General features: G+C 61.8%; 18 protein-coding genes. 12 read left to right on the forward strand and 6 right to left on the reverse strand.

Annotated features, from left to right (window positions below; all coding sequences use genetic code 11):
- Positions 1–132 precede the first annotated feature (132 nt).
- Complete coding sequence (locus tag KKQ10_RS04375) at positions 133–1,593, forward strand: efflux transporter outer membrane subunit (protein WP_215500327.1); 1,461 nt, start codon at positions 133–135, stop codon at positions 1,591–1,593.
- Positions 1,594–1,675: 82 nt separating this feature from the next.
- On the opposite strand, the gene KKQ10_RS04380 is transcribed toward KKQ10_RS04375, so the two are convergent.
- Together KKQ10_RS04380 and KKQ10_RS04385 are read right to left on the reverse strand one after the other, a co-directional pair.
- Entirely contained in the window at positions 1,676–2,947 is a 1,272-nt protein-coding gene (locus KKQ10_RS04380; RefSeq protein WP_127646821.1) for an OmpP1/FadL family transporter, read from the reverse strand.
- 196 nt (positions 2,948–3,143) lie between these two features.
- A complete protein-coding gene (locus KKQ10_RS04385) occupies positions 3,144–3,770 on the reverse strand; it encodes a TetR/AcrR family transcriptional regulator (protein ID WP_127646819.1) in 627 nt (208 codons plus the stop codon).
- Between the two features lie 400 nt (positions 3,771–4,170).
- On the opposite strand from KKQ10_RS04385, the gene KKQ10_RS04390 reads away from it, so the two are divergent.
- Positions 4,171–4,866 (forward strand): SDR family NAD(P)-dependent oxidoreductase, encoded by a 696-nt coding sequence (locus KKQ10_RS04390; protein WP_215500328.1) that lies wholly within the window; start codon positions 4,171–4,173, stop codon positions 4,864–4,866.
- Positions 4,867–4,956: 90 nt separating this feature from the next.
- The gene (locus tag KKQ10_RS04395; RefSeq protein WP_215500329.1) at positions 4,957–5,976 is read left to right on the forward strand and encodes an AraC family transcriptional regulator; all 1,020 of its coding nucleotides are present in this window, start codon (positions 4,957–4,959) and stop codon (positions 5,974–5,976) included.
- Between the two features lie 5 nt (positions 5,977–5,981).
- On the opposite strand, the gene KKQ10_RS04400 is transcribed toward KKQ10_RS04395, so the two are convergent.
- Positions 5,982–6,395: a cupin domain-containing protein gene (locus KKQ10_RS04400; protein ID WP_215500330.1), complete on the reverse strand. Its 414-nt coding sequence runs from the start codon at positions 6,393–6,395 to the stop codon at positions 5,982–5,984.
- A 303-nt stretch (positions 6,396–6,698) separates the two neighbouring features.
- Between KKQ10_RS04400 and KKQ10_RS04405 the strand changes: the two genes are divergently transcribed.
- Complete coding sequence (locus KKQ10_RS04405; protein ID WP_215500331.1) at positions 6,699–7,754, forward strand: alpha/beta fold hydrolase; 1,056 nt, start codon at positions 6,699–6,701, stop codon at positions 7,752–7,754.
- Positions 7,755–7,779: 25 nt separating this feature from the next.
- Here KKQ10_RS04405 and souR read toward each other — a convergent pair whose 3' ends face one another.
- Positions 7,780–8,802, reverse strand: a complete 1,023-nt coding sequence (gene souR / locus KKQ10_RS04410; protein ID WP_215500332.1) for a transcriptional regulator SouR — start codon at positions 8,800–8,802, stop codon at positions 7,780–7,782.
- A 66-nt stretch (positions 8,803–8,868) separates the two neighbouring features.
- Positions 8,869–9,795, reverse strand: coding sequence for a LysR family transcriptional regulator (locus tag KKQ10_RS04415; protein WP_215500333.1), 927 nt, complete (start codon positions 9,793–9,795; stop codon positions 8,869–8,871).
- A gap of 124 nt (positions 9,796–9,919) precedes the next feature.
- Between KKQ10_RS04415 and KKQ10_RS04420 the strand changes: the two genes are divergently transcribed.
- From KKQ10_RS04420 to phnE, 5 genes are all read left to right on the forward strand, one after another.
- Positions 9,920–10,318 (forward strand): RidA family protein, encoded by a 399-nt coding sequence (locus KKQ10_RS04420; protein ID WP_215500334.1) that lies wholly within the window; start codon positions 9,920–9,922, stop codon positions 10,316–10,318.
- A gap of 157 nt (positions 10,319–10,475) precedes the next feature.
- Positions 10,476–11,345, forward strand: coding sequence for a putative selenate ABC transporter substrate-binding protein (locus KKQ10_RS04425; protein ID WP_127646803.1), 870 nt, complete (start codon positions 10,476–10,478; stop codon positions 11,343–11,345).
- Positions 11,342–12,139, forward strand: coding sequence for a phosphonate ABC transporter ATP-binding protein (locus tag KKQ10_RS04430; RefSeq protein ID WP_215500335.1), 798 nt, complete (start codon positions 11,342–11,344; stop codon positions 12,137–12,139). The genes KKQ10_RS04425 and KKQ10_RS04430 overlap by 4 nt, the downstream gene beginning before the upstream one ends.
- Positions 12,133–12,960: a PhnE/PtxC family ABC transporter permease gene (locus KKQ10_RS04435; protein WP_215500336.1), complete on the forward strand. Its 828-nt coding sequence runs from the start codon at positions 12,133–12,135 to the stop codon at positions 12,958–12,960. Before KKQ10_RS04430 ends, KKQ10_RS04435 begins: the two co-directional genes overlap by 7 nt.
- A complete protein-coding gene (gene phnE / locus KKQ10_RS04440; protein WP_215500337.1) occupies positions 12,957–13,724 on the forward strand; it encodes a phosphonate ABC transporter, permease protein PhnE in 768 nt (255 codons plus the stop codon). The genes KKQ10_RS04435 and phnE overlap by 4 nt, the downstream gene beginning before the upstream one ends.
- Before the next feature lie 9 nt (positions 13,725–13,733).
- Here the strand turns inward: phnE and KKQ10_RS04445 are convergent, their stop codons facing one another.
- Positions 13,734–14,507: an AraC family transcriptional regulator gene (locus tag KKQ10_RS04445; RefSeq protein WP_215500338.1), complete on the reverse strand. Its 774-nt coding sequence runs from the start codon at positions 14,505–14,507 to the stop codon at positions 13,734–13,736.
- Between the two features lie 199 nt (positions 14,508–14,706).
- Between KKQ10_RS04445 and KKQ10_RS04450 the strand changes: the two genes are divergently transcribed.
- From KKQ10_RS04450 to KKQ10_RS04460, 3 genes are read left to right on the forward strand one after another with little or no spacing between them, the layout of a single operon-like run.
- On the forward strand, positions 14,707–16,335 hold the full coding sequence (locus tag KKQ10_RS04450; protein WP_215500339.1) for an APC family permease: 1,629 nt from the start codon (positions 14,707–14,709) through the stop codon (positions 16,333–16,335).
- 22 nt (positions 16,336–16,357) lie between these two features.
- Entirely contained in the window at positions 16,358–17,284 is a 927-nt protein-coding gene (locus KKQ10_RS04455) for a 4-hydroxyproline epimerase (protein WP_215500340.1), read from the forward strand.
- Positions 17,285–17,335: 51 nt separating this feature from the next.
- Positions 17,336–18,283, forward strand: a complete 948-nt coding sequence (locus tag KKQ10_RS04460) for a dihydrodipicolinate synthase family protein (protein ID WP_215500341.1) — start codon at positions 17,336–17,338, stop codon at positions 18,281–18,283.
- The last annotated feature ends 42 nt before the right edge of the window (positions 18,284–18,325 follow it).

An 18,325-nucleotide genomic window follows, 5' to 3' on the forward strand; every position in this document is an offset into this window, starting at 1 on the left:
TTTGCGCTTTAGGAACATCGCTCAATATTTCCAGCATCCATTAAGGATCATTCCAATCAGCGCGAACAGGGTCAATTGACATAAAGTGACCATTGCGTAATATGGTCACAAACATCCCACTAAGGAACTCCAATGCCTCCCCTCCGCCCAATTGCTCTTTTGGTTACCGCCGGCTTGATGGCAGGTTGTGCGGTGGGTCCGGATTACCAGCGTCCAGACGCCCCGCTTTCGGACCATTACCTGGGGCAGCGAGCTGTCGAACCGCACTCCGAATCGACGCCGAGCAGCCTTGTCGCCTGGTGGGAAAACTTTAATGATCCGGTGCTGACCACCCTCATCACCCAGGCACTGCAGCAGAATCTGGACCTGGCGCAGGCATCGGCGCGAGTCACCCAGGCACGGGCCGGACTGGGTGCGGCAAACGCAGCACTGCTGCCCTCGGCAGACATCGGCGCACAGGCCGCACGCGCTTATCAGTCAGTCGAGACGCCACTGGGCCAAGTGTTGAATTCAACGCCTGGCTATGACCGTTACGGAAATGCCTACGAGGTCAACCTTGAGGCTGGCTGGGAGATCGATGTGTTTGGCGGACTGCGCCGAGGGCGTGAGGCTGCACTGGCTGAATACCAGGCCTCAGCCGCAGGTTTCACGGCGACACGCCTGGCGATCGCTGCGCAAACGGCTGATATCTACATCACCCTGCGCGGATTACAGGCACGGCTGGATATTGCCAACCAGCAAGTCAACACCCGGCGCGCGTTGCTGGAGAAGGTCCAGTTGCTTTACAGCAAAGGCCTGGCCGCGACCTACCAGGTTCGTCAGGCTGAGGGAGAACTGTCGCAGGTCCAGGCGAGCGTTCCGGTACTGCAGAGCGGTCTGGAGGCAGCCATGAACGCAATGGATGTGCTGCTCGGCACGCCTCCCGGCATGCACCGTACGCAACTGGCACGTGAGGGAAGCATTCCTGTTGCGCCGCCATTAAATGCGCTGGGAACACCGGCCGAACTGTTGCGACGCAGACCGGATCTGATCGTGGCCGAGCGCCGTCTTGCAGCCTCCAACGCGCGCATCGGTGAAGCGATTGCCGAGTACTACCCGAAGTTTTCCCTCAGCGCATTGCTGGGCAGCGCGACGGCTGTATCCGGCGGTAATCTTTTTACAAACGGCGCGAGCCAGTCGAGCGGTGTCCTCGGCCTGCGCTGGAGGCTTTTCGACTTTGGACGCATCAACGCCCAGATCGATCAGGCCAAAGGTCAGGAAGCTGAGGCGTTGGCCGCGTACCGTCAGTCGGTGCTGCGCGCAACAGAAGATGTAGAGAACGCGCTGTCCTCACTGGTGAATCGCCAAGCCCAGACCACCACCCTCACCGGTGGCGAGGTGGCGCTGACACAAGCTCGCCAGTCCTCGTTCACCGCCTATGAAAAAGGCACGGCCAGCCTGATCGATGTCCTGCACGCCGACGAGACGTTGCTGCAGACCTCCGATGCCAGAGCGCAGGCCCGAACGGAATCGGCCCGCGCGGCGGTGGCGGTATTCAAATCGCTGGGGGGTGGCTGGCAACCCGAAGAGTCGCGGTCTGTAGCGGCGCGCTGAACAGCAACGCCAGATCGTTTTCAGACCAGGTTACTGAGAGTCGGGAGCCACGCGTACTCCCGACCCGCTTAACAGCGCTCAACTAGAAGCGGTAGCTCACCGAAGTACCGAAGCCGCTGGCACTGTTCTTGTACTTGGCACTGTACGCACCTCGGGTGGCCGAGGTGTCGTTGATCTGTACGCTCTCTTCCCACAGATAGGAATACGCGAGATCGATCGTGACATTGTCCACGGGCGTCCAGCCGGCACCGAAGCTGACAACCTTACGGTCGCCCGTAGGAATGCGCGGCCCGCGATTGGTATTGTTGGTGGGTGACTGATCCACCGAAAACCCGCCACGCAGCACCCACTGGTCATTCAATTGATAGGCCGCCCCGATCGCGTGAGCCCACGTGTCATGCCAGTTCTGCTCTTCGCTGATCGTTCCCAATTGGCCGCTGAGTAATGGCGGCAAGCCGCTGTTCTCAATCGTCAGCTCCTTGAAGCGGCTCCAGCGCGTCCAGGTACTGCCCGCGTAGAGTGTCCAGTCGTTATTGAGTTGATGCGTCACCGAAAAGTCCACCGACTCCGGCGTGTCCACATCCAGCGATGCGTCGTAGCTACGGCCGCTGACACCCAGCACGCTGAAGATGCCATCGGTGACCTTGGTTTTGGCATCCAGGTGGTAACTGACTTTGGAGTGATACGTCAGGCCCAGGCGGGTCTGATCGGTCGCCTGCACCAGCACGCCGGCGTTGAAGCCCAGCGCGGTGTCATCGCCCGTGCTTTTGAGCTTGCCGTCATTACGCCCCGGGCTTAGCGGGTTGGGCACCATGCCCGATATCTCTCCGCCGATACGGTTGATGGTCGGCCCGAATCCGATCGAGACTTTTTCGTTGAAGGCGTAGCTGATAGTGGGTTGGAAGGTCAGCGTGGTGACTTCACTCTTGTTGGCGTAATAGCGCCCGGCAAAACCACTGCCGTAGTCGGTGATCAGCCCGAAAGGCACATAAAACCCGACGCCGAATGCCCAATGCTCGTCGATGGGTTTGACGTAATACCCCATCGGTACAGTGGTGGTGGGAACCATGTCGCCGTCTTCCTTCCCCCCAAACGTACTGCGTGTCTGGCTGATGTCAGACTTGGCGAACAGCGTCGCCGCCCCCACGCTGGCCTGCTCTCGTTTAAGCCGCGCCATACCCGCCGGATTACCGAAGACCGTACTGGCGTCTTCGGCAGATGAAGATCGACCGGCGAAACCGGAGCCCATCCCGCTGATGCTTTGTTCGTTGAGTGCAAAGCCACCGGCCAACACATTGGAGGACGCCAGCACGACGGCCAGGCCAACGGGACTCTTGAGCGTTATTTTTTTCATTGTCTGGACTCTATGGGTCGCTGAAAAAGAACATCGAAAACTGCAGCGAAGCCATATTATCCAAGTGACCATTTCAGTCAATGGTCACAAACAGCTAAATTGAATGCCCTCCCGGCACGAAGGTGCCGGGAACAGGAGACGAATGAAAGGGATGTCGGCTTGACTCGAATCAGCTGAATATTGGGTCAGCGCCGGGTCAAGGCATGAGGCTGCGCAAGATAAGGTTGGAGGTCAGCGTGGGCGCTACGTCAATAAAATCCAGATTGTGCTGCAGCAGCAACGGGTTGACGAAGGGACGCAGGGCCAGATGGATCGCTTCGACGGTTTCGTCCAGTGGGGTCTTGCGCTCGAACTCTCCAAGCTCTCGCCCTTCACGCACGATATCGAAGATAAAGCGCTTGATCTGTTCCTCATAAACCTGGGCACTGGGCCAGCGCTCCGACGCGGAAAATGCCGCGATGTCGTAGAGCTTGCGATCATTGAAGAACAGGTTCACACCCGTAGCAATCACGGTTTTCACCAGTCTGCGCAAACGCTCGGTCGGTGAAATCGCCTCTGCGTTAACCGCCAGTTCGACTGCTGCAACGATTTGCCCCAGACAGTTTGAACAGATCGCTTCGCCGATCGCCTGTTTGGAATCAAAGAATTTATAGATGTACGCCTTGGAAAAACCGATGGCCCTGGCCAGATCGGAAACCGTGGTTTTACCGTAGCCATACTGGCTGAAATGCTCGTTGGCAGCCGCGACAATCTGATCGCGAATGTCATGATCGGCGGGGCCACGAGTGCTGGGCGCAGATGAAGTGATAGATGGCTGATTCATGAGAGCAGCTTACTCACCCTCTCGTGGGCTGACAACGTGTGACTGACACTGAATACAGTCACGCATCCTCGAACAAAACTACTTGTCCCCAGATACCCGGCCGAACGCTTGACGGGTTCTCGGGCTGCATATTCCTTGCGCCTTGACCGCCAAACGAGCTGTCGGCGCTCTCCGGGTTGTTGCTATCGGCAGATTCCGCTCCTTGGCTATGAAACGGCATTTTCCGAGGTCTCGGCGCCCCTCAAAAGCCAACTTTCTGACGCCTGTTTAACGACCCTTTGCGCAGGTTTCTTCAAGCATAAAAAATTGGCACTTTTGCACAACAAGTTGACATCCAAAAGCATGCCATGGGCGGCCGATATCATTAGAGTATGCGCCCTTAAAAAGGAAAGGACTCTTGATGACTCAGTCACTCTCACGGCGCGTTGTGGCGATTACCGGCGCCCTGGGGAATCTCGGCGAGACCCTGGCGGACATGGCCGCGGCCCAGGGCGCAGATCTGGTGCTGATCGATCAGGCGACAATTGCGCTGCCCAGTTCGCACAATCGACTGGTCCTGTCTGGCGTGGATCTGGCCTCCCTTGCCGATTGCCAGGAGATCGCCCGGCAGATCAACCGCTATTTCGGCCGCCTCGATGCGCTGGTCAATGGCGCCGGCGGCTATGCGTGGGAGCCGTTGCTCGGCGGGACGATAGACGCCTGGGATCGGCTCTACACGCTGAATCTTCGAACCGCATTGAACGCCAGCAAAACCTTGCTGCCGTTACTGCTGCAGTCCTCGGCGGGGCGCATCGTCAATATCGGTGCGAGCATGGCGGCGAAGGCCGGGCTGGGCATGGGCGCCTACGCCGCGTCGAAATCCAGCGTGCTGCGCCTGACCGAAAGCCTGGCCGAAGAGCTCAAGGACATGAGCATCACCGTCAATGCCGTGCTGCCCAGCATTCTCGACACCCCGCAAAACCGTGAAGCCATGCCCAACGCCGAGCATCAGCGTTGGGTAACGCCGGCCCAGTTGGCGGCGGTCATTCTGTTTCTGATCTCGGAACAAGCTTCGGCGGTCACCGGCACCGGCATTCCGGTCATCGGGCGCATGTAGGGTCTATTGACGCCGCGCGCCTTGGCGACGTCGCTCTCTTCATCTTTCGGAAAAGCAAGATCACCGGATTACCGGACTTCCCCTCCCCCCATGCGACCCGCCACTTCCAGCGCTGCCTTCGTTAACCACGTCCTTGATGTCGCCGAACAACACGGCTGCGATGGCGAGTGGCTGTTGCACCAGACCGGACTGTCACGCGAGCAGTTGTCCGACTCCATCGTGCGCATCCCCATGAAGCAACTGCGTGCCCTGCTGGAACTGGCGGCGCGCAGCAGCGACCAGGGGCATTTCGGCCTGCTGGTCGGCGCCGCCGCGCGCCCAGGCACCTACGGTGTGTTGGGTTATGTACTGATGACCAGCGCGACGCTGGGTGACTCGCTGAACATGATTCTGCGTTTCGGCAAGATCGTTTACGACAGCCCGTCCAGCCAGACACGGATCGTCATCGGCGACGGCCGCGTGACCCTCGAAGATCAGCGCACCAATGAACTGGAACCTTACTGCGCCCTGCACCAGGAAGCCTTGATGGTCGGCTGGGCCGCGTTCGGGCGCTGGTTGATCGCCAGCCACCCACCGCTGCTGGAAGTGCGAATGATGCATGCCGCGATCGGCGAACCGGCACTGTACGAGCGCTTTTTTGGCTGTCCGGTGCAGTTCGAGGCCGGCAGCAATGCGCTGGTGTTTGCCGAGTCGGCACTCTCGACGCGAATCCAGGGCGCCGACCCGCGCATGCATCGCAGCATGCTGCTGGAAGCCGACTGGCAGTTGTGTCTGTCGTACCCGGCATTTTCGGTGACCGACCGATTGCGCGCCCTGCTCACCGAACAACTGCCGACCGGCGATTTCAGCCTGAAAAGCCTGGCCCGGCAATTGGCGATTTCGCCGCGCACCTTGCAGCGCAAACTCGCGGCTGAAGGGGAAAACTTCAATCAGGTGCTGGAAACCATGCGCATGGAACTGGCCGACCATTACCTGCGTCGCACCGATACCAGCATCATGAACATCGCCCTGATGCTGGGTTACTCGCAGGCCAGTTCTTTCAGCCATTCCTTCCGCCAGGCACGCGGGATCTCACCGGTGGATTACCGCAAATTGCTGCGGGCCAGATAGGCCGGTCATGGCTTCAACTGCAACAACGACTCGCCCTTGTTCACGACATAGGTCGCCAGTTCGACGCCCTTGTCGCTGCCGACGTTTCTCGCCACATGGGCAACGCCTGCCGGGATGAACAGCGAATCCCCGGCCTTTAGGGTCACCGCTGGCCGGCCCTCGAGCTGGTATTCCAGGGTTCCGCTGATCACGTACGCCACCTCGACACCCGGATGTGCATGCCGTGGCGCAGTCACCCCCGGTTCGAAATCGATACGCGCCTGTATCACTTCGCGATCCGCCGCGCCCAGGTCCTGACGGATCAGGTCGGTACGGCTTAGGCCTTGCTGCCAGCTCATGGCCTGAGCGTCCGCGGCCTGCGCCAGGCCGGTGAATGAAACCAGTGCGGCCACGGTGGCCAGAATCAGTGTGCGTTGCATGGGAGTGCCCTCTCGACAGTCGTGGTGTGAAGGCCACGACTGTGCGTGCGGCGTGTAGCGGCGATGTGTCAGGAGGTGGGCGTTTAGTCTCGGCGTGTGTCGCACGCACGGCTGGATACACAGCCGTACAAAGCAACGCCGCCACCGGATCGGCTGTGTATCACAGTGTGTACAGACGCCTCAGCGATACACGTGCTTGAGTCTCGGCGTTTTTTCGACATGGGCCAGATACGTCAAGGCGCTCAAATGCCTGCACGGGTTGCAGAACCTCCCGCCACAAAGGCTTGCCAAGGAGACATCACCATGAAGATCGTTGAGAAGAACCGCAAAACCGCTAAAACCCCTAGACATTCGATCCTGGCCCTCACACTGTTTGGCGCGGCTGCAGTCGCTCAGATACAGGCGGCCACCGCCGCACAACCTGAATCCAGTGACCAGGCCATCACCTACTCCGCGCCCTCGCCGTTCGGCCCACTCAAGCACGTGAAGGCCGGCTTGTTGGACGTGGCGTACGCCGAAACCGGCCCTGCGCAAGGTCCGGTGGTGATTCTGCTGCACGGCTGGCCTTACGACATTCACAGTTATGACGCGGTGGCGCCGTTGCTCGCCGCCAAGGGCTATCGGGTGTTGATGCCGTATGCCCGGGGTTATGGCGACACGCATTTCCTTTCGGACAAGACCCTGCGCAACGGCCAACCCGCAGCGCTGGCCAGCGACGTGATCGACTTCATGGATGCCCTGAACATCAAGCAGGCTGTGCTCGGCGGCTACGACTGGGGCGCACGCTCGGCAGACATCGTCTCTGCCCTGTGGCCGGAGCGGGTCAAGGCGCTGGTGTCGGTCAGCGGCTACCTGATCGGCAATCAGGCCGCCGGCCAGACCCCGTTACCACCCAAGGCCGAGTTGCAGTGGTGGTATCAGTTCTACTTCGCCACCGAGCGTGGCCGCGAGGGCTACCGGAAAAACACCCACGACTTCGCCAAATTGATCTGGCAGCTCGCCTCGCCGAAATGGGCGTTCGATGACGCCACGTTCGAGCGCAGCGCCAAGGCCCTGGAAAACCCCGATCACGTCGAGATCACCGTGTTCAACTACCGCTGGCGTCTGGGCCTGGTGCAGGGCGAAGCGCAGTACGCGGCGCTTGAGCAGAAACTCGCCGGCGCACCGTCGATCAACGTGCCGACCATCACCCTTGAGGGCGACGCCAACGGCGCGCCGCACCCGGCGCCCGAGGATTACGCCAAGCGCTTCACCGGCAAGTATCAGTTCCGGCTGATCAACGGTGGCATCGGCCACAACCTGCCGCAGGAAAATCCACAGGCGTTCGCTCAGGCGGTGATCGACGCCGACCACCTCTGAAGCCACCGGCAGACAATGGCTCGGGCTATTTGACCAGGCGTTTTTCCTTGGACGGTCGATAGCCGAAAAACGCGCTGTAGCATTTGCTGAAGTGGCTCGGCGAGACAAAACCGCAGGCCACCAGCACTTCCATCTGCGACAGCTCGGTGTGCTGCAACAGACGCCGGGCTTCGGTGATGCGCAGTTCCAGGTAATAACGCTGCGGTGTGGTGCCCAGTTGCTCCTTGAACAGACGCTCCAGTTGCCGCCGCGAGCGGCCGGCGTACACCGCCAGTTGCTCCAGCTCTAGCGGTTCTTCGAGGTTGGCGTCCATCAGTTTGACCACCTCGCGCAACGGCGCGCTGACGCAGAGGTTTTCGTCCGGCTTGATCCGCCGATAGCGCGATTCCTCGAACGCCAGAATGTCCTCGATGCCTTCGACCAGCGCCTTGCCGTGCAGGCTCTTGATCCAGTCCAGCGCCATGTGGAAAGCCCCGGACGGACTGGACGCCGTGAGCCGGTCGCGATCGATCACATAAGGTTCGCTGCTGACCTGAGTGGACTTGGCAATCTCCGTGAGCGCGGGACGGTGTTCCGGGTGAATCGCGCAACGATAACCATCGAGCAAGCCGGCGCGCCCGAGAAACCAAGCCCCGTTCCACAAACCGGCCAGACTCACCCCGCGCTCCGTGGCCGCGCGCAGCAGACTGATCAACTCCTCGCTCGCCTTCAGCTCGGTTCGGTAACCGCCACACACCACCAGCAAATCCAGTTCGGCGAGGCTGGCCGGATCAATCCGTGCGTCGGGGCGAATGACCAGGCCCAGATCGCTGATCACTTCCTCCTCACCCAAGCCGAACGTGCGCGAGGCAAACAGCCCGGCGCGCAACAGGTTGGCGGTGATGATGGTGTCCAGCGCCTGGGTGAAGGCCGGTAATGAAAAGTGTTCCAGCAGCAGGAAACCGGTGCGGGTGAGGTGCGAATCTGCAGATTGTTCATTCAGATAGCGGAGGTTTTTGCCCTTCATGCCTCCGCTGAATTGACGTCGTTCGATCAAGGTCTGGCCCATCGGTCATGTTGTTATCCGCCGATAGTTGGCGCGATGGGCCAAAGAGTCAATCACGCTTGCGGCTGATCACTCACCTCGGCGAGCAATGACCGGCGCATGTTGCGCCATCAACTCGACGATCCAGTCGATGAACACCCGCAGTTTCAGGCTGACATGCCGGTTCGGCGGGTACGCCACGTAGAGTGGCATCGGTTCCAGTTGCCAGTCCTCGAACAGCGGCACCAACTCGCCCCGAGCCTGATGTGAGTCCGACATGTATTTGGGCAACCACAGCACGCCCATGCCGGCCAGCCCTGCCGCGAGATAGGCATTGCCGTCATCTACTGCCAGCACGTGGCGCCCCTTGATCTGCAGGTGTTCGCCGCCCCTGTGCAAGGTGTAAGGCACCGGTTTGCCGGTACGCGCCCAGATAAAACCGACCACCCGATGATCGGAATCTTCCAGCTCCTGCGGGTGCACAGGCGTGCCGACGCGGGCCAGATAACTCGGCGCAGCGAATACCCCGAGCTGCAGATCGGCCACCCGCCGGGCCATCAGCGACTGATCCAGCAACTCGCCGCCGCGCACCACGCAATCGACGTTCTCATCGATGATGTCGACGATGCGATCGCTGACGCCCATGTCGATCTGAATGTCCGGATAGCGCTGGTGAAAGTCCGGCAGCGCTGGCATCAGAATCAGCCTCGCCAGCGGACTCGGCACATCCACCCGCAAGCGCCCCCGGGGTAACGCCGAGGCGCCGGACAAGCCCGTCTCGGCATCGTCCAGATCGGCCAGCAAGCGAATTACCCGCTCGTAGTAAATCGCGCCATCGGCGGTGACGTTGACCTTGCGTGTGGTGCGATTGAGCAACTTGACCCGCAGCCGGGCTTCCAGTTGCTGGACGAGTTGGGTCACGGTGGTCTTGCTCATGTGCAAGGTCTCGGCGGCTTTGGTGAAGCTGCCCGCCTCGACCACCCGGGCGAACGCCTGCATTGCATCGAAACGGTCCACTTTTCGACCTCCGATTGTTTGGAATCTGCAAACAGTGAACGCCAAGGTTGCGCGTTTATCGGCGCTGCGCAAGCCCCTACAGTCGCTCCATCGTCAACACTCAAACAATGATGGAGACACAGCCATGACCCAACGTGATGCCGTTTTCCCACCCGCCCGCCATGCCCTGTACGAGCGCCATCGCTACTCGCCGGCGATTCGCTCCAACGGTTTCCTGTTCGTCTCGGGGCAAGTCGGCAGCCTTGAAGACGGCTCACCCGAGCCGGACCTGCAGAGTCAGGTGCGCCTGGCCTTCAACAACCTGAATGCAATCCTCGATGCCGCCGGTTGCAGCTTCGATGATGCGGTGGACGTGACCGTGTTCATGGTCGATCCGCAAGCGACGTTCGAAACCATCTGGGAAGTGGTGCCAGAGTTCTGGGGCCAGGCGCCCTATCCGACGATTACCGCGGTGGGCGTGACCTGGCTGGCGGGCTTTCGCTTCGAGATCAAGGTGATCGCCAGATTGCCGGAAAAAACCTGATCGTAACCTGGGGTAAAACATCGCAAGAGACCACCGCTGGCCTTTAACTGCCCGGCTGCGTATAACCTCGCCGTTTCGTCTAACCTGATTGAGCGCACGGGCGCGACACCTCGCCCCGTGGCGCTTAGAATGCGACGCTCATGAAACGGAGATTTCCATGCTCAAACGCACCCTCGCACTGACCGCTGGCCTGGCCCTGTCTTTTTCCGCTCTGGTGACGCACGCCGCCGATGTGCTGCGGGTCAGCGCGATTCCCGATGAAGCACCGACCGAGTTGCTGCGCAAGTTCGAACCGCTGGGTGCTTATCTGGAGCAACAGTTGGGCATGAAAGTGCAGTTCGTGCCGGTGGCCGACTATCCGGCGGTGGTCGAGGCATTGGCGACCGATCGCCTCGACATGGCCTGGCTGGGTGGTTTCACCTTTGTTCAGGCGCAGTTGAAGACTCAGGGCGAAGGCAAGACTCCGGTGATCCCGCTGGTGCAGCGCGAGCAGGATGCGCAGTTCACCAGCAAGTTCATCACCGCCGACCCGAACGTGAAGAGCCTGGCCGACCTCAAGGGCAAGACCTTTGCCTTCGGCTCGGTGTCGTCCACCTCCGGCAGCCTGATGCCGCGTTACTTCATGCTGAAAAACGACAACATCAAACCTGAAGCCTATTTCAGTCGTGTCGCCTATTCCGGCGCCCATGACGCCACCGTCGCCTGGGTCCAGGCCGGCAAGGTCGATGCCGGTGTGCTGAACGCCAGCGTCTGGCAGAAACTGGTGGACGCCGGCAAGGTCGACACCAGCAAGGTTCATGTGTTCGCCACCACCCCGGCCTACTTCGATTACAACTGGACCGTACGCGGCACCCTCGACCCGGCGCTGGCAGCGAAGATCAAAAAAGCCTTCCTCGACCTCGACCCGGCCAACCCTGAGCAGAAGAAGATTCTTGATCTGCAGGCGGCCAGCCGTTTCATCGACACCAAGCCCGAGAACTACAAGGGCATCGAGGAAGCTGCTCGCGCCGCCGATCTGTTGAAATGACCCTGAGCCTCACACAAGGCCGCCTGCACCACACCAACGGGGTCGATGCGCTACGCGGCGTCGACCTGCAGATTGGTGCCGGTGAACAGGTGGCGATCATCGGTCCGTCCGGGGCCGGCAAGTCGAGTCTGTTGAACCTGCTGGCCACGGCTATACGCCCCAGCAGCGGCGATATCGAGGTGCTGGGCGAACGCCCCTGGCACCTCTCCGCCCACCAGCGCCAACGCCTGCGCGCGCGTATCGGTCTGGTCCATCAGGCACCACCGCTGCCGCCGCGCCAACGCGTGGTGACGGCGGTGCTGGCCGGCAAGCTCGGGCAATGGAGCCTGGGCAAGAGCCTGTTGAATCTGCTGCATCCGCTGGACATTCCCGGTGCCCGCGCGGCACTCGCACGACTGGATCTGGGCGACAAACTGTTCGCCCACTGTCAGCAACTGTCCGGCGGTCAATTGCAGCGCGTGGGCATTGCCCGGGTGCTGTATCAGGCGCCGGAGATTCTGCTGGCGGACGAACCCGTTTCTGCGATGGACCCGGTACTGGCCGGGCACACCCTGTCGATCCTCTCGCAGCATGCCCGGGCGCATCGCGTGACGCTGGTGGCGAGCCTGCACGCGGTGGAACTGGCGCTGGCGCATTTCCCGCGCATCATCGGTTTGCGCGACGGCCAGATCCTCTTCGACAGCCCTGCCGAACAGGTCAGCCGCGACATGCTCGACACGCTGTACGCCAACGAACAACTGGAAAGCCCGACGACACCGAGTGCGCCACTGATCGTGCAGATTCCGCGATGCTGAGGGCCGATTCACGAGACCCGGCTAGCGCGCCGCGACTGCTGCTGACCTTGTTGGCGATCGCCTTGCTGTGGCCGGGCATTCAGCTCAGCGAACTGGATCTGGGCGTGCTGCTGCACAGCGACAGCCAGACGGAAATGGGCCGCTTCATCGCCGGCTTCTGGCCACCGGCCCACGACGCCGATTTTCTCCAGCTGCTGCTTAAAGCCACCCTGCAAACCCTGGCCATCGCCACCGCCGGTATGGCCTTGGCTTTGCTGCTGGCGGTGCCGACCAGCCTGATTGCCAGTCGCGCGCTGTCGCTGTCGGCGGCGTCGCGCGGCGGCATTCCGAGCCGGGTCGGGCGCTTGTTGCGCTGGCCGGTGCGCGGGCTGCTGATCTTCCTGCGCAGCGTGCCGGAAATCGTCTGGGCGCTACTGTTCGTGCGCGCTGTGGGCCTCGGCCCGGCAGCGGGTGTGCTGGCGATCGCCATCACCTACAGCGGCATGCTCGGCAAGGTCTACGCGGAAATTTTCGAGTCCACCGACCAGCGTCCGGCGCATGCCCTGATGCAGGCCGGCAGCGGACGGCTCGCAGGTTTTGCCTACGGGATTGTGCCGAATGTCGCGGCGGAGCTGCTGTCGTACACGGTCTATCGCTGGGAGTGCGCGATTCGTGCGTCGGTAGTGATGGGGTTTGTCGGGGCTGGAGGTCTCGGGCAGCAGATCGACCTGTCGCTGCGCATGTTCGCCAGCGGTGAAGTGGCGAGCATGTTGCTGACCTTCCTGATCCTGGTGCTCGGCGCCGATCAACTCAGCCGCCTGCTGCGCTGGAGGCTGACATGAACCGCCTGATCAATCTGTTGCTGATCGTCGGTATCGGCGTCGCCGTCATCGCCTCGTTCGGCTATCTGCAACTCGACCTGAGTGACCTGGGCAGCAGCGCCAGCCTCAAGCAGATGGGCGCCTACGCGCAGCGCTTTCTCAGCCCGGATCTGAGCGCCACACACCTGCAAGCGATTGCCAAAGGCGCAATGGAAACCCTCGCCATGTCGGCCCTCGGCACCCTGCTCGCGGCGGTGTTCGGCATTTTGCTCGCGCTACCGGCCGCCGGGCGTTTCGGCTGGCCGCTGCAAAGCGCCTCGCGGTTGTTGCTCAACGGTCTGCGGGCGATTCCGGAGCTGGTGTGGGCGGCGCTGATGGTGCTCGCCGCCGGCCTCGGCCCGAATGCCGGCACCCTGGCGCTGGCCCTGCACACCACCGGCGTGCTCGGCCGATTGTTCGCCGAAGCGCTGGAAAACACCCCACCGGAGCCTGCCGAAGCGATCCGTTTGCAGGGCGGCAATCCGGTTCTGGCGTTCTGCTACGGCACCCTGCCCAACCTCGCCCCGCAGTTACTCGCCTACTGTCTGTACCGCTGGGAAAACAACATCCGCATGGCCAGCGTGCTGGGCTTCGTCGGCGCTGGCGGGCTGGGGCAGATGCTGTATGTCAGCCTGAGCCTGTTTCAGGAGGCGCAGGCGAGCACGGTGATTCTGGCGATGCTGATTCTGGTGTTGGGCGTGGATTCGCTGAGTGCGTGGAGTCGGCAGCGCTGGGTCAAGGCTTGACGAGAAGCCTCATTGCCCCGTCGCCAACCGATACTGGCGCGGGGTAAATCCGGTCGAGGCCTTGAACTGCCGGGTAAACGCACTGTGGTCGGTATAACCGCACTGCAGTGCCACCTCGGTGATCGGCAAGTCGCCGTGCAACAACCGGTGCGCATGCTCAAGACGCACTTTCTGGATCATCTGCCGCGGCGTCAGGTGGAACACCCGTTTGCAGTAACGCTCCAGTTGCGCCACTGAAATCCCGGCGATGCGCGTCAGTTCGCCGAGGCTGACGCGACGATTGAAGTTCGCCCGAATGTATTCATCCACCGCCGCCAGACGCTGATAGGCCGGATGGGTTTCGCTGGCGGTTTGCAGATCAACGGAGATTCCCGCCAGGCCGATGATCCGATTGTCGCGGTCGTACAACGGACGCTTGTGAGTCAGGCACCAGCCCGGTTCGCGGCTGCCGTACAGATGCAGTTCCAGCTGATCCTCCAGCACCCACCCCTCCTCCAGCACCCGTCGATCCTGCTCGGTGTAGCCCGGGCCCAATTGCGCCGGAAACACTTCGGCGCTGGTCTTGCCGAGCAACGGGCGCAGGTCTTTCAAACCGCAGCGCTGCACCAGCGTACGGTTGGCCATGACGTAGCGCGCCTGCAGGTCCTTGATGAAGATCGCCGCGTTGGGAATCACGTCCAGCATCGGTAGCAGCAGCGCCATGCCCGCCAGCAGATCGTCAAGCGTCTGCGGCCGGCTCGCCTCGTTGTGTTGGCTCAGGATCGCAAACGCGTTCTGCGGCATACCTCTGACTCCCACTCGGTTTTGTCACTTGCACGCAGATTGCCCCAAGGCTGACAGCCTGTCGAGCCGGGGCTTTGATGTGGGTCATTGTGCTGATTTCGTCATCGCTGCCGGCAAAAAACATCAATCGCGCCGCGCTTGATGAGTTCACTGTAGCGCCACTGCACGCCCCTCCAACAACCAACAAGAAGGCGACGCTATGACAGGCCAAGGCAAGTTCAAGAAACAACTTTCACTGATAGACCTCACGTTCATCGGACTGGGGGCGATCTTCGGTTCGGGCTGGTTGTTCGCCGCCAGTCACGTGTCCGCCATCGCAGGTCCCGCGGGGATTTTTTCCTGGCTGCTCGGCGGGTTCGCCGTGTTGCTGCTGGGCATTGTCTACTGCGAACTGGGTGCCGCGCTGCCCCGTGCCGGCGGTGTGGTGCGCTACCCGGTTTACTCCCACGGGCCGCTGCTCGGCTACCTGATGGGTTTCATCACACTGATCGCGTTTTCCAGTCTGGTGGCGATCGAAGTGGTCGCCTCACGGCAATATGCGGCGGCGTGGTTTCCCGAACTGACCAAGGCCGGTTCCAGCGACCCGACCGTGCTCGGCTGGTTCGTGCAATTGGGTCTGTTGTGCCTGTTTTTCCTGCTCAATTACCGCAGTGTGAAAACCTTCGCCATGGCCAACAACCTGGTCAGCGTGTTCAAGTTCATCGTGCCGTTGCTGGTGATCGGTGTGCTGTTTACCTTCTTCAAACCGGCCAACTTCGACGTGCATGGCTTTGCGCCGTTCGGCCTGTCCGGCATCGAAATGGCGGTGTCGGCCGGCGGCGTGATCTTCGCTTATCTGGGCCTGACGCCGATCATTTCGGTGGCCAGTGAAGTGAAGAATCCGCAACGCACGATTCCGATTGCGCTGATTCTGTCGGTGCTGCTCTCCACTGCGATCTACGTGCTGTTGCAAACCGCGTTCCTCGGCGGCATCCCGACCGAAATGCTCGCCAATGGCTGGGCGGGCGTTGCCAAGGAACTGGCCCTGCCGTATCGCGATATCGCCCTGGCACTCGGCGTCGGCTGGCTGGCGTATCTGGTGGTGGCCGATGCAGTGATCTCGCCTAGCGGCTGCGGCAACATCTACATGAACGCCACCCCACGGGTGATCTACGGCTGGGCGCAAACCGGGACCTTCTTCAAGATCTTCACCCGCATCGATGAGAAGTCCGGCATCCCGCGTCCGGCGCTGTGGCTGACCTTTGGCCTGTCGGTGTTCTGGACCCTGCCGTTCCCGTCGTGGGAAGCGCTGATCAACGTGGTTTCCGCCGCGCTGGTATTGAGCTACGCCGTGGCCCCGGTGACGGTTGCCGCATTGCGCCGCAACGCGCCGGACATGCCGCGTCCGTTCCGGGTCAAGGGCATGAACGTGCTCGGGCCGCTGTCGTTCATTATCGCTGCGCTGATCGTCTACTGGTCGGGCTGGGGCACCGTGTCGTGGTTGCTCGGCCTGCAAATCCTGATGTTTGTCATCTACCTGTTGTGTGGCCGCCTGGTGCCGACCGCGCACCTCAACCTCGGCCAGCAAGTGCGCTCCTCGGCGTGGCTGATCGGCTTCTACGCGGTGACCATCGTCCTCTCCAAGCTCGGCAGCTTCGGCGGTATCGGCGTGCTCAGCCATCCGTTCGACACGGTGATCGTCGCGGTCTGCGCACTGGGCATCTACTACTGGGGCGCCGCCACCGGCGTACCCGCGCACCTGATTCGCCTGGAAACCGAGGATGACGAAAGTGAAGTCGCCGAATCCTCCGCCAGCACCGCCACCGGCCAACGCCCGGCTCACGCCTGACTTTCACGCAAGGGACGAGTTCATGAAACGAGTACACATCATCGATTCCCACACCGGCGGTGAACCTACGCGTCTGGTGATGCAAGGCTTCCCCGACGTGCATGGCAACAGCATGGCCGAGAAGCGCGACAGCCTGCGCACCGAACACGATCAATGGCGCCGCGCCTGCCTGCTGGAGCCGCGTGGCAACGACGTACTGGTCGGCGCGCTGTACTGCGAGCCGGTCTCGCCGGATGCGACCTGCGGGGTGATTTTCTTCAACAATGCCGGCTACCTCGGCATGTGCGGCCACGGCACCATCGGCCTGATCAACTCGCTGCATCACCTGGGCCGTATCGAACCGGGCGTACACAAGATCGACACCCCGGTCGGCCCGGTCAGCGCCACTTTGCACGAGGACGGCACCGTGACCCTGCGCAACGTGCCCGCCTACCGCCATCGCAAACAGGTGCCGGTGGAAGTGCCGGGCTACGGTCGCGTGTTAGGCGACATCGCCTGGGGCGGCAACTGGTTTTTCCTCGTCTCCGAGCACGGCCAGGACCTGCAGATGAGCAACGTCGAAGCCCTGACCGATTACACCTGGGCGATGCTCAAGGCCCTGCAAGCCCAAGGCATCCACGGCGAGGATGGCGCCCTGATCGATCACGTCGAACTGTTTGCCGACGACGACCAGGCCGACAGCCGCAACTTCGTCATGTGCCCGGGCAAGGCCTACGACCGCTCGCCGTGCGGCACCGGCACCAGCGCCAAACTGGCCTGCCTGGCCGCCGACGGCAAACTCGCCGAAGGTCAGGTCTGGACCCAGGCCAGCATCACCGGCAGCCAGTTCGAAGGCCGCTTCGAATGGGAAGGCGAGCGCGTGCGCCCGTTCATCACCGGCCGCGCCTACATGACCGCCGACGCCACCCTGCTAATCGACGAACAAGACCCTTTCGCCTGGGGCATCTGACCTGCCCCGCTTTTTAACCGATCTGAATGAATGTCCCGAGGAGCTACAACAATGAGCGATAACATCTTCACTGGCTGCATTCCGGCCCTGATGACCCCCTGCACAGCCGCACGCAAACCTGACTTCGACGCCCTGGTCGCCAAGGGCCGCGAGCTGATCGATATCGGCATGAGCGCCGTGGTTTACTGCGGTTCGATGGGCGACTGGCCGCTGCTGACCGAGGCCGAACGTCAGGAAGGCGTGGCGCGTCTGGTGGCGGCTGGCGTACCGACCATTGTCGGCACCGGCGCGGTCAACAGCCGTGAAGCGGTGGCCCACGCGGCCCACGCTGCGAAAGTCGGTGCCCACGGCCTGATGGTGATTCCACGCGTGCTGTCCCGTGGCGCTTCAGCGACCGCGCAAAAGGCCCACTTCGCCGCCATTCTCCAAGCCGCACCGAACCTGCCGGCGGTGATCTACAACAGCCCTTACTACGGCTTCGCCACCCGCGCCGATCTGTTCTTCGAACTGCGTCGCGAATACCCGAACCTGATCGGCTTCAAGGAATTCGGTGGTGGCGCTGACTTGCGCTATGCCGCCGAAAACATCACCTCACAGGACGATTCCGTGACCCTGATGGTCGGCGTCGATACGCAAGTGGTGCACGGTTTCGTCAACTGCAACGCCACCGGCGCCATCACCGGCATCGGTAACGCCCTGCCCCGCGAAGTCCTGCAACTGGTGGCGCTGAGCAAGCAAGCGGCCAAGGGTGACGCCAAAGCCCGGCGCCAGGCCCGCGAACTGGAAGCGGCGCTGGCAGTGTTGTCGTCGTTCGATGAAGGCTGCGATCTGGTGCTGTATTACAAGCACCTGATGGTGCTCAACGGCGACCGCGAATACGCCCTGCACTTCAACGAAACCGATGCCCTGAGCGACGCTCAGCGCCGCTACGCCGAGACCCAGTACGCGCTGTTCCGCCAGTGGTACAAAAACTGGTCCGCCGAACAGAACCTCGCCTGACCGCTGTCCCTGCCCCGGTATCACATACCGGGGCTTCACTTG

This window comes from Pseudomonas sp. MG-9, assembly GCF_018729515.1.
In the GTDB taxonomy this organism is placed as follows: Bacteria; Pseudomonadota; Gammaproteobacteria; order Pseudomonadales; family Pseudomonadaceae; genus Aquipseudomonas; species Aquipseudomonas serboccidentalis.

What these genes read in the sequence shown, in the direction of transcription:
- KKQ10_RS04375 (WP_215500327.1), top strand. Translation starts at nt 133, where the DNA reads ATGCCTCCCCTCCGCCCAATTGCTCTTTTGGTTACCGCCGGCTTGATG.
- KKQ10_RS04380 (WP_127646821.1), bottom strand. Translation starts at nt 2,947, where the DNA reads ATGAAAAAAATAACGCTCAAGAGTCCCGTTGGCCTGGCCGTCGTGCTG.
- KKQ10_RS04385 (WP_127646819.1), bottom strand. Translation starts at nt 3,770, where the DNA reads ATGAATCAGCCATCTATCACTTCATCTGCGCCCAGCACTCGTGGCCCC.
- KKQ10_RS04390 (WP_215500328.1), top strand. Translation starts at nt 4,171, where the DNA reads ATGACTCAGTCACTCTCACGGCGCGTTGTGGCGATTACCGGCGCCCTG.
- KKQ10_RS04395 (WP_215500329.1), top strand. Translation starts at nt 4,957, where the DNA reads ATGCGACCCGCCACTTCCAGCGCTGCCTTCGTTAACCACGTCCTTGAT.
- KKQ10_RS04400 (WP_215500330.1), bottom strand. Translation starts at nt 6,395, where the DNA reads ATGCAACGCACACTGATTCTGGCCACCGTGGCCGCACTGGTTTCATTC.
- KKQ10_RS04405 (WP_215500331.1), top strand. Translation starts at nt 6,699, where the DNA reads ATGAAGATCGTTGAGAAGAACCGCAAAACCGCTAAAACCCCTAGACAT.
- souR (WP_215500332.1), bottom strand. Translation starts at nt 8,802, where the DNA reads ATGGGCCAGACCTTGATCGAACGACGTCAATTCAGCGGAGGCATGAAG.
- KKQ10_RS04420 (WP_215500334.1), top strand. Translation starts at nt 9,920, where the DNA reads ATGACCCAACGTGATGCCGTTTTCCCACCCGCCCGCCATGCCCTGTAC.
- KKQ10_RS04425 (WP_127646803.1), top strand. Translation starts at nt 10,476, where the DNA reads ATGCTCAAACGCACCCTCGCACTGACCGCTGGCCTGGCCCTGTCTTTT.
- KKQ10_RS04430 (WP_215500335.1), top strand. Translation starts at nt 11,342, where the DNA reads ATGACCCTGAGCCTCACACAAGGCCGCCTGCACCACACCAACGGGGTC.
- KKQ10_RS04435 (WP_215500336.1), top strand. Translation starts at nt 12,133, where the DNA reads ATGCTGAGGGCCGATTCACGAGACCCGGCTAGCGCGCCGCGACTGCTG.
- phnE (WP_215500337.1), top strand. Translation starts at nt 12,957, where the DNA reads ATGAACCGCCTGATCAATCTGTTGCTGATCGTCGGTATCGGCGTCGCC.
- KKQ10_RS04445 (WP_215500338.1), bottom strand. Translation starts at nt 14,507, where the DNA reads ATGCCGCAGAACGCGTTTGCGATCCTGAGCCAACACAACGAGGCGAGC.
- KKQ10_RS04450 (WP_215500339.1), top strand. Translation starts at nt 14,707, where the DNA reads ATGACAGGCCAAGGCAAGTTCAAGAAACAACTTTCACTGATAGACCTC.
- KKQ10_RS04455 (WP_215500340.1), top strand. Translation starts at nt 16,358, where the DNA reads ATGAAACGAGTACACATCATCGATTCCCACACCGGCGGTGAACCTACG.
- KKQ10_RS04460 (WP_215500341.1), top strand. Translation starts at nt 17,336, where the DNA reads ATGAGCGATAACATCTTCACTGGCTGCATTCCGGCCCTGATGACCCCC.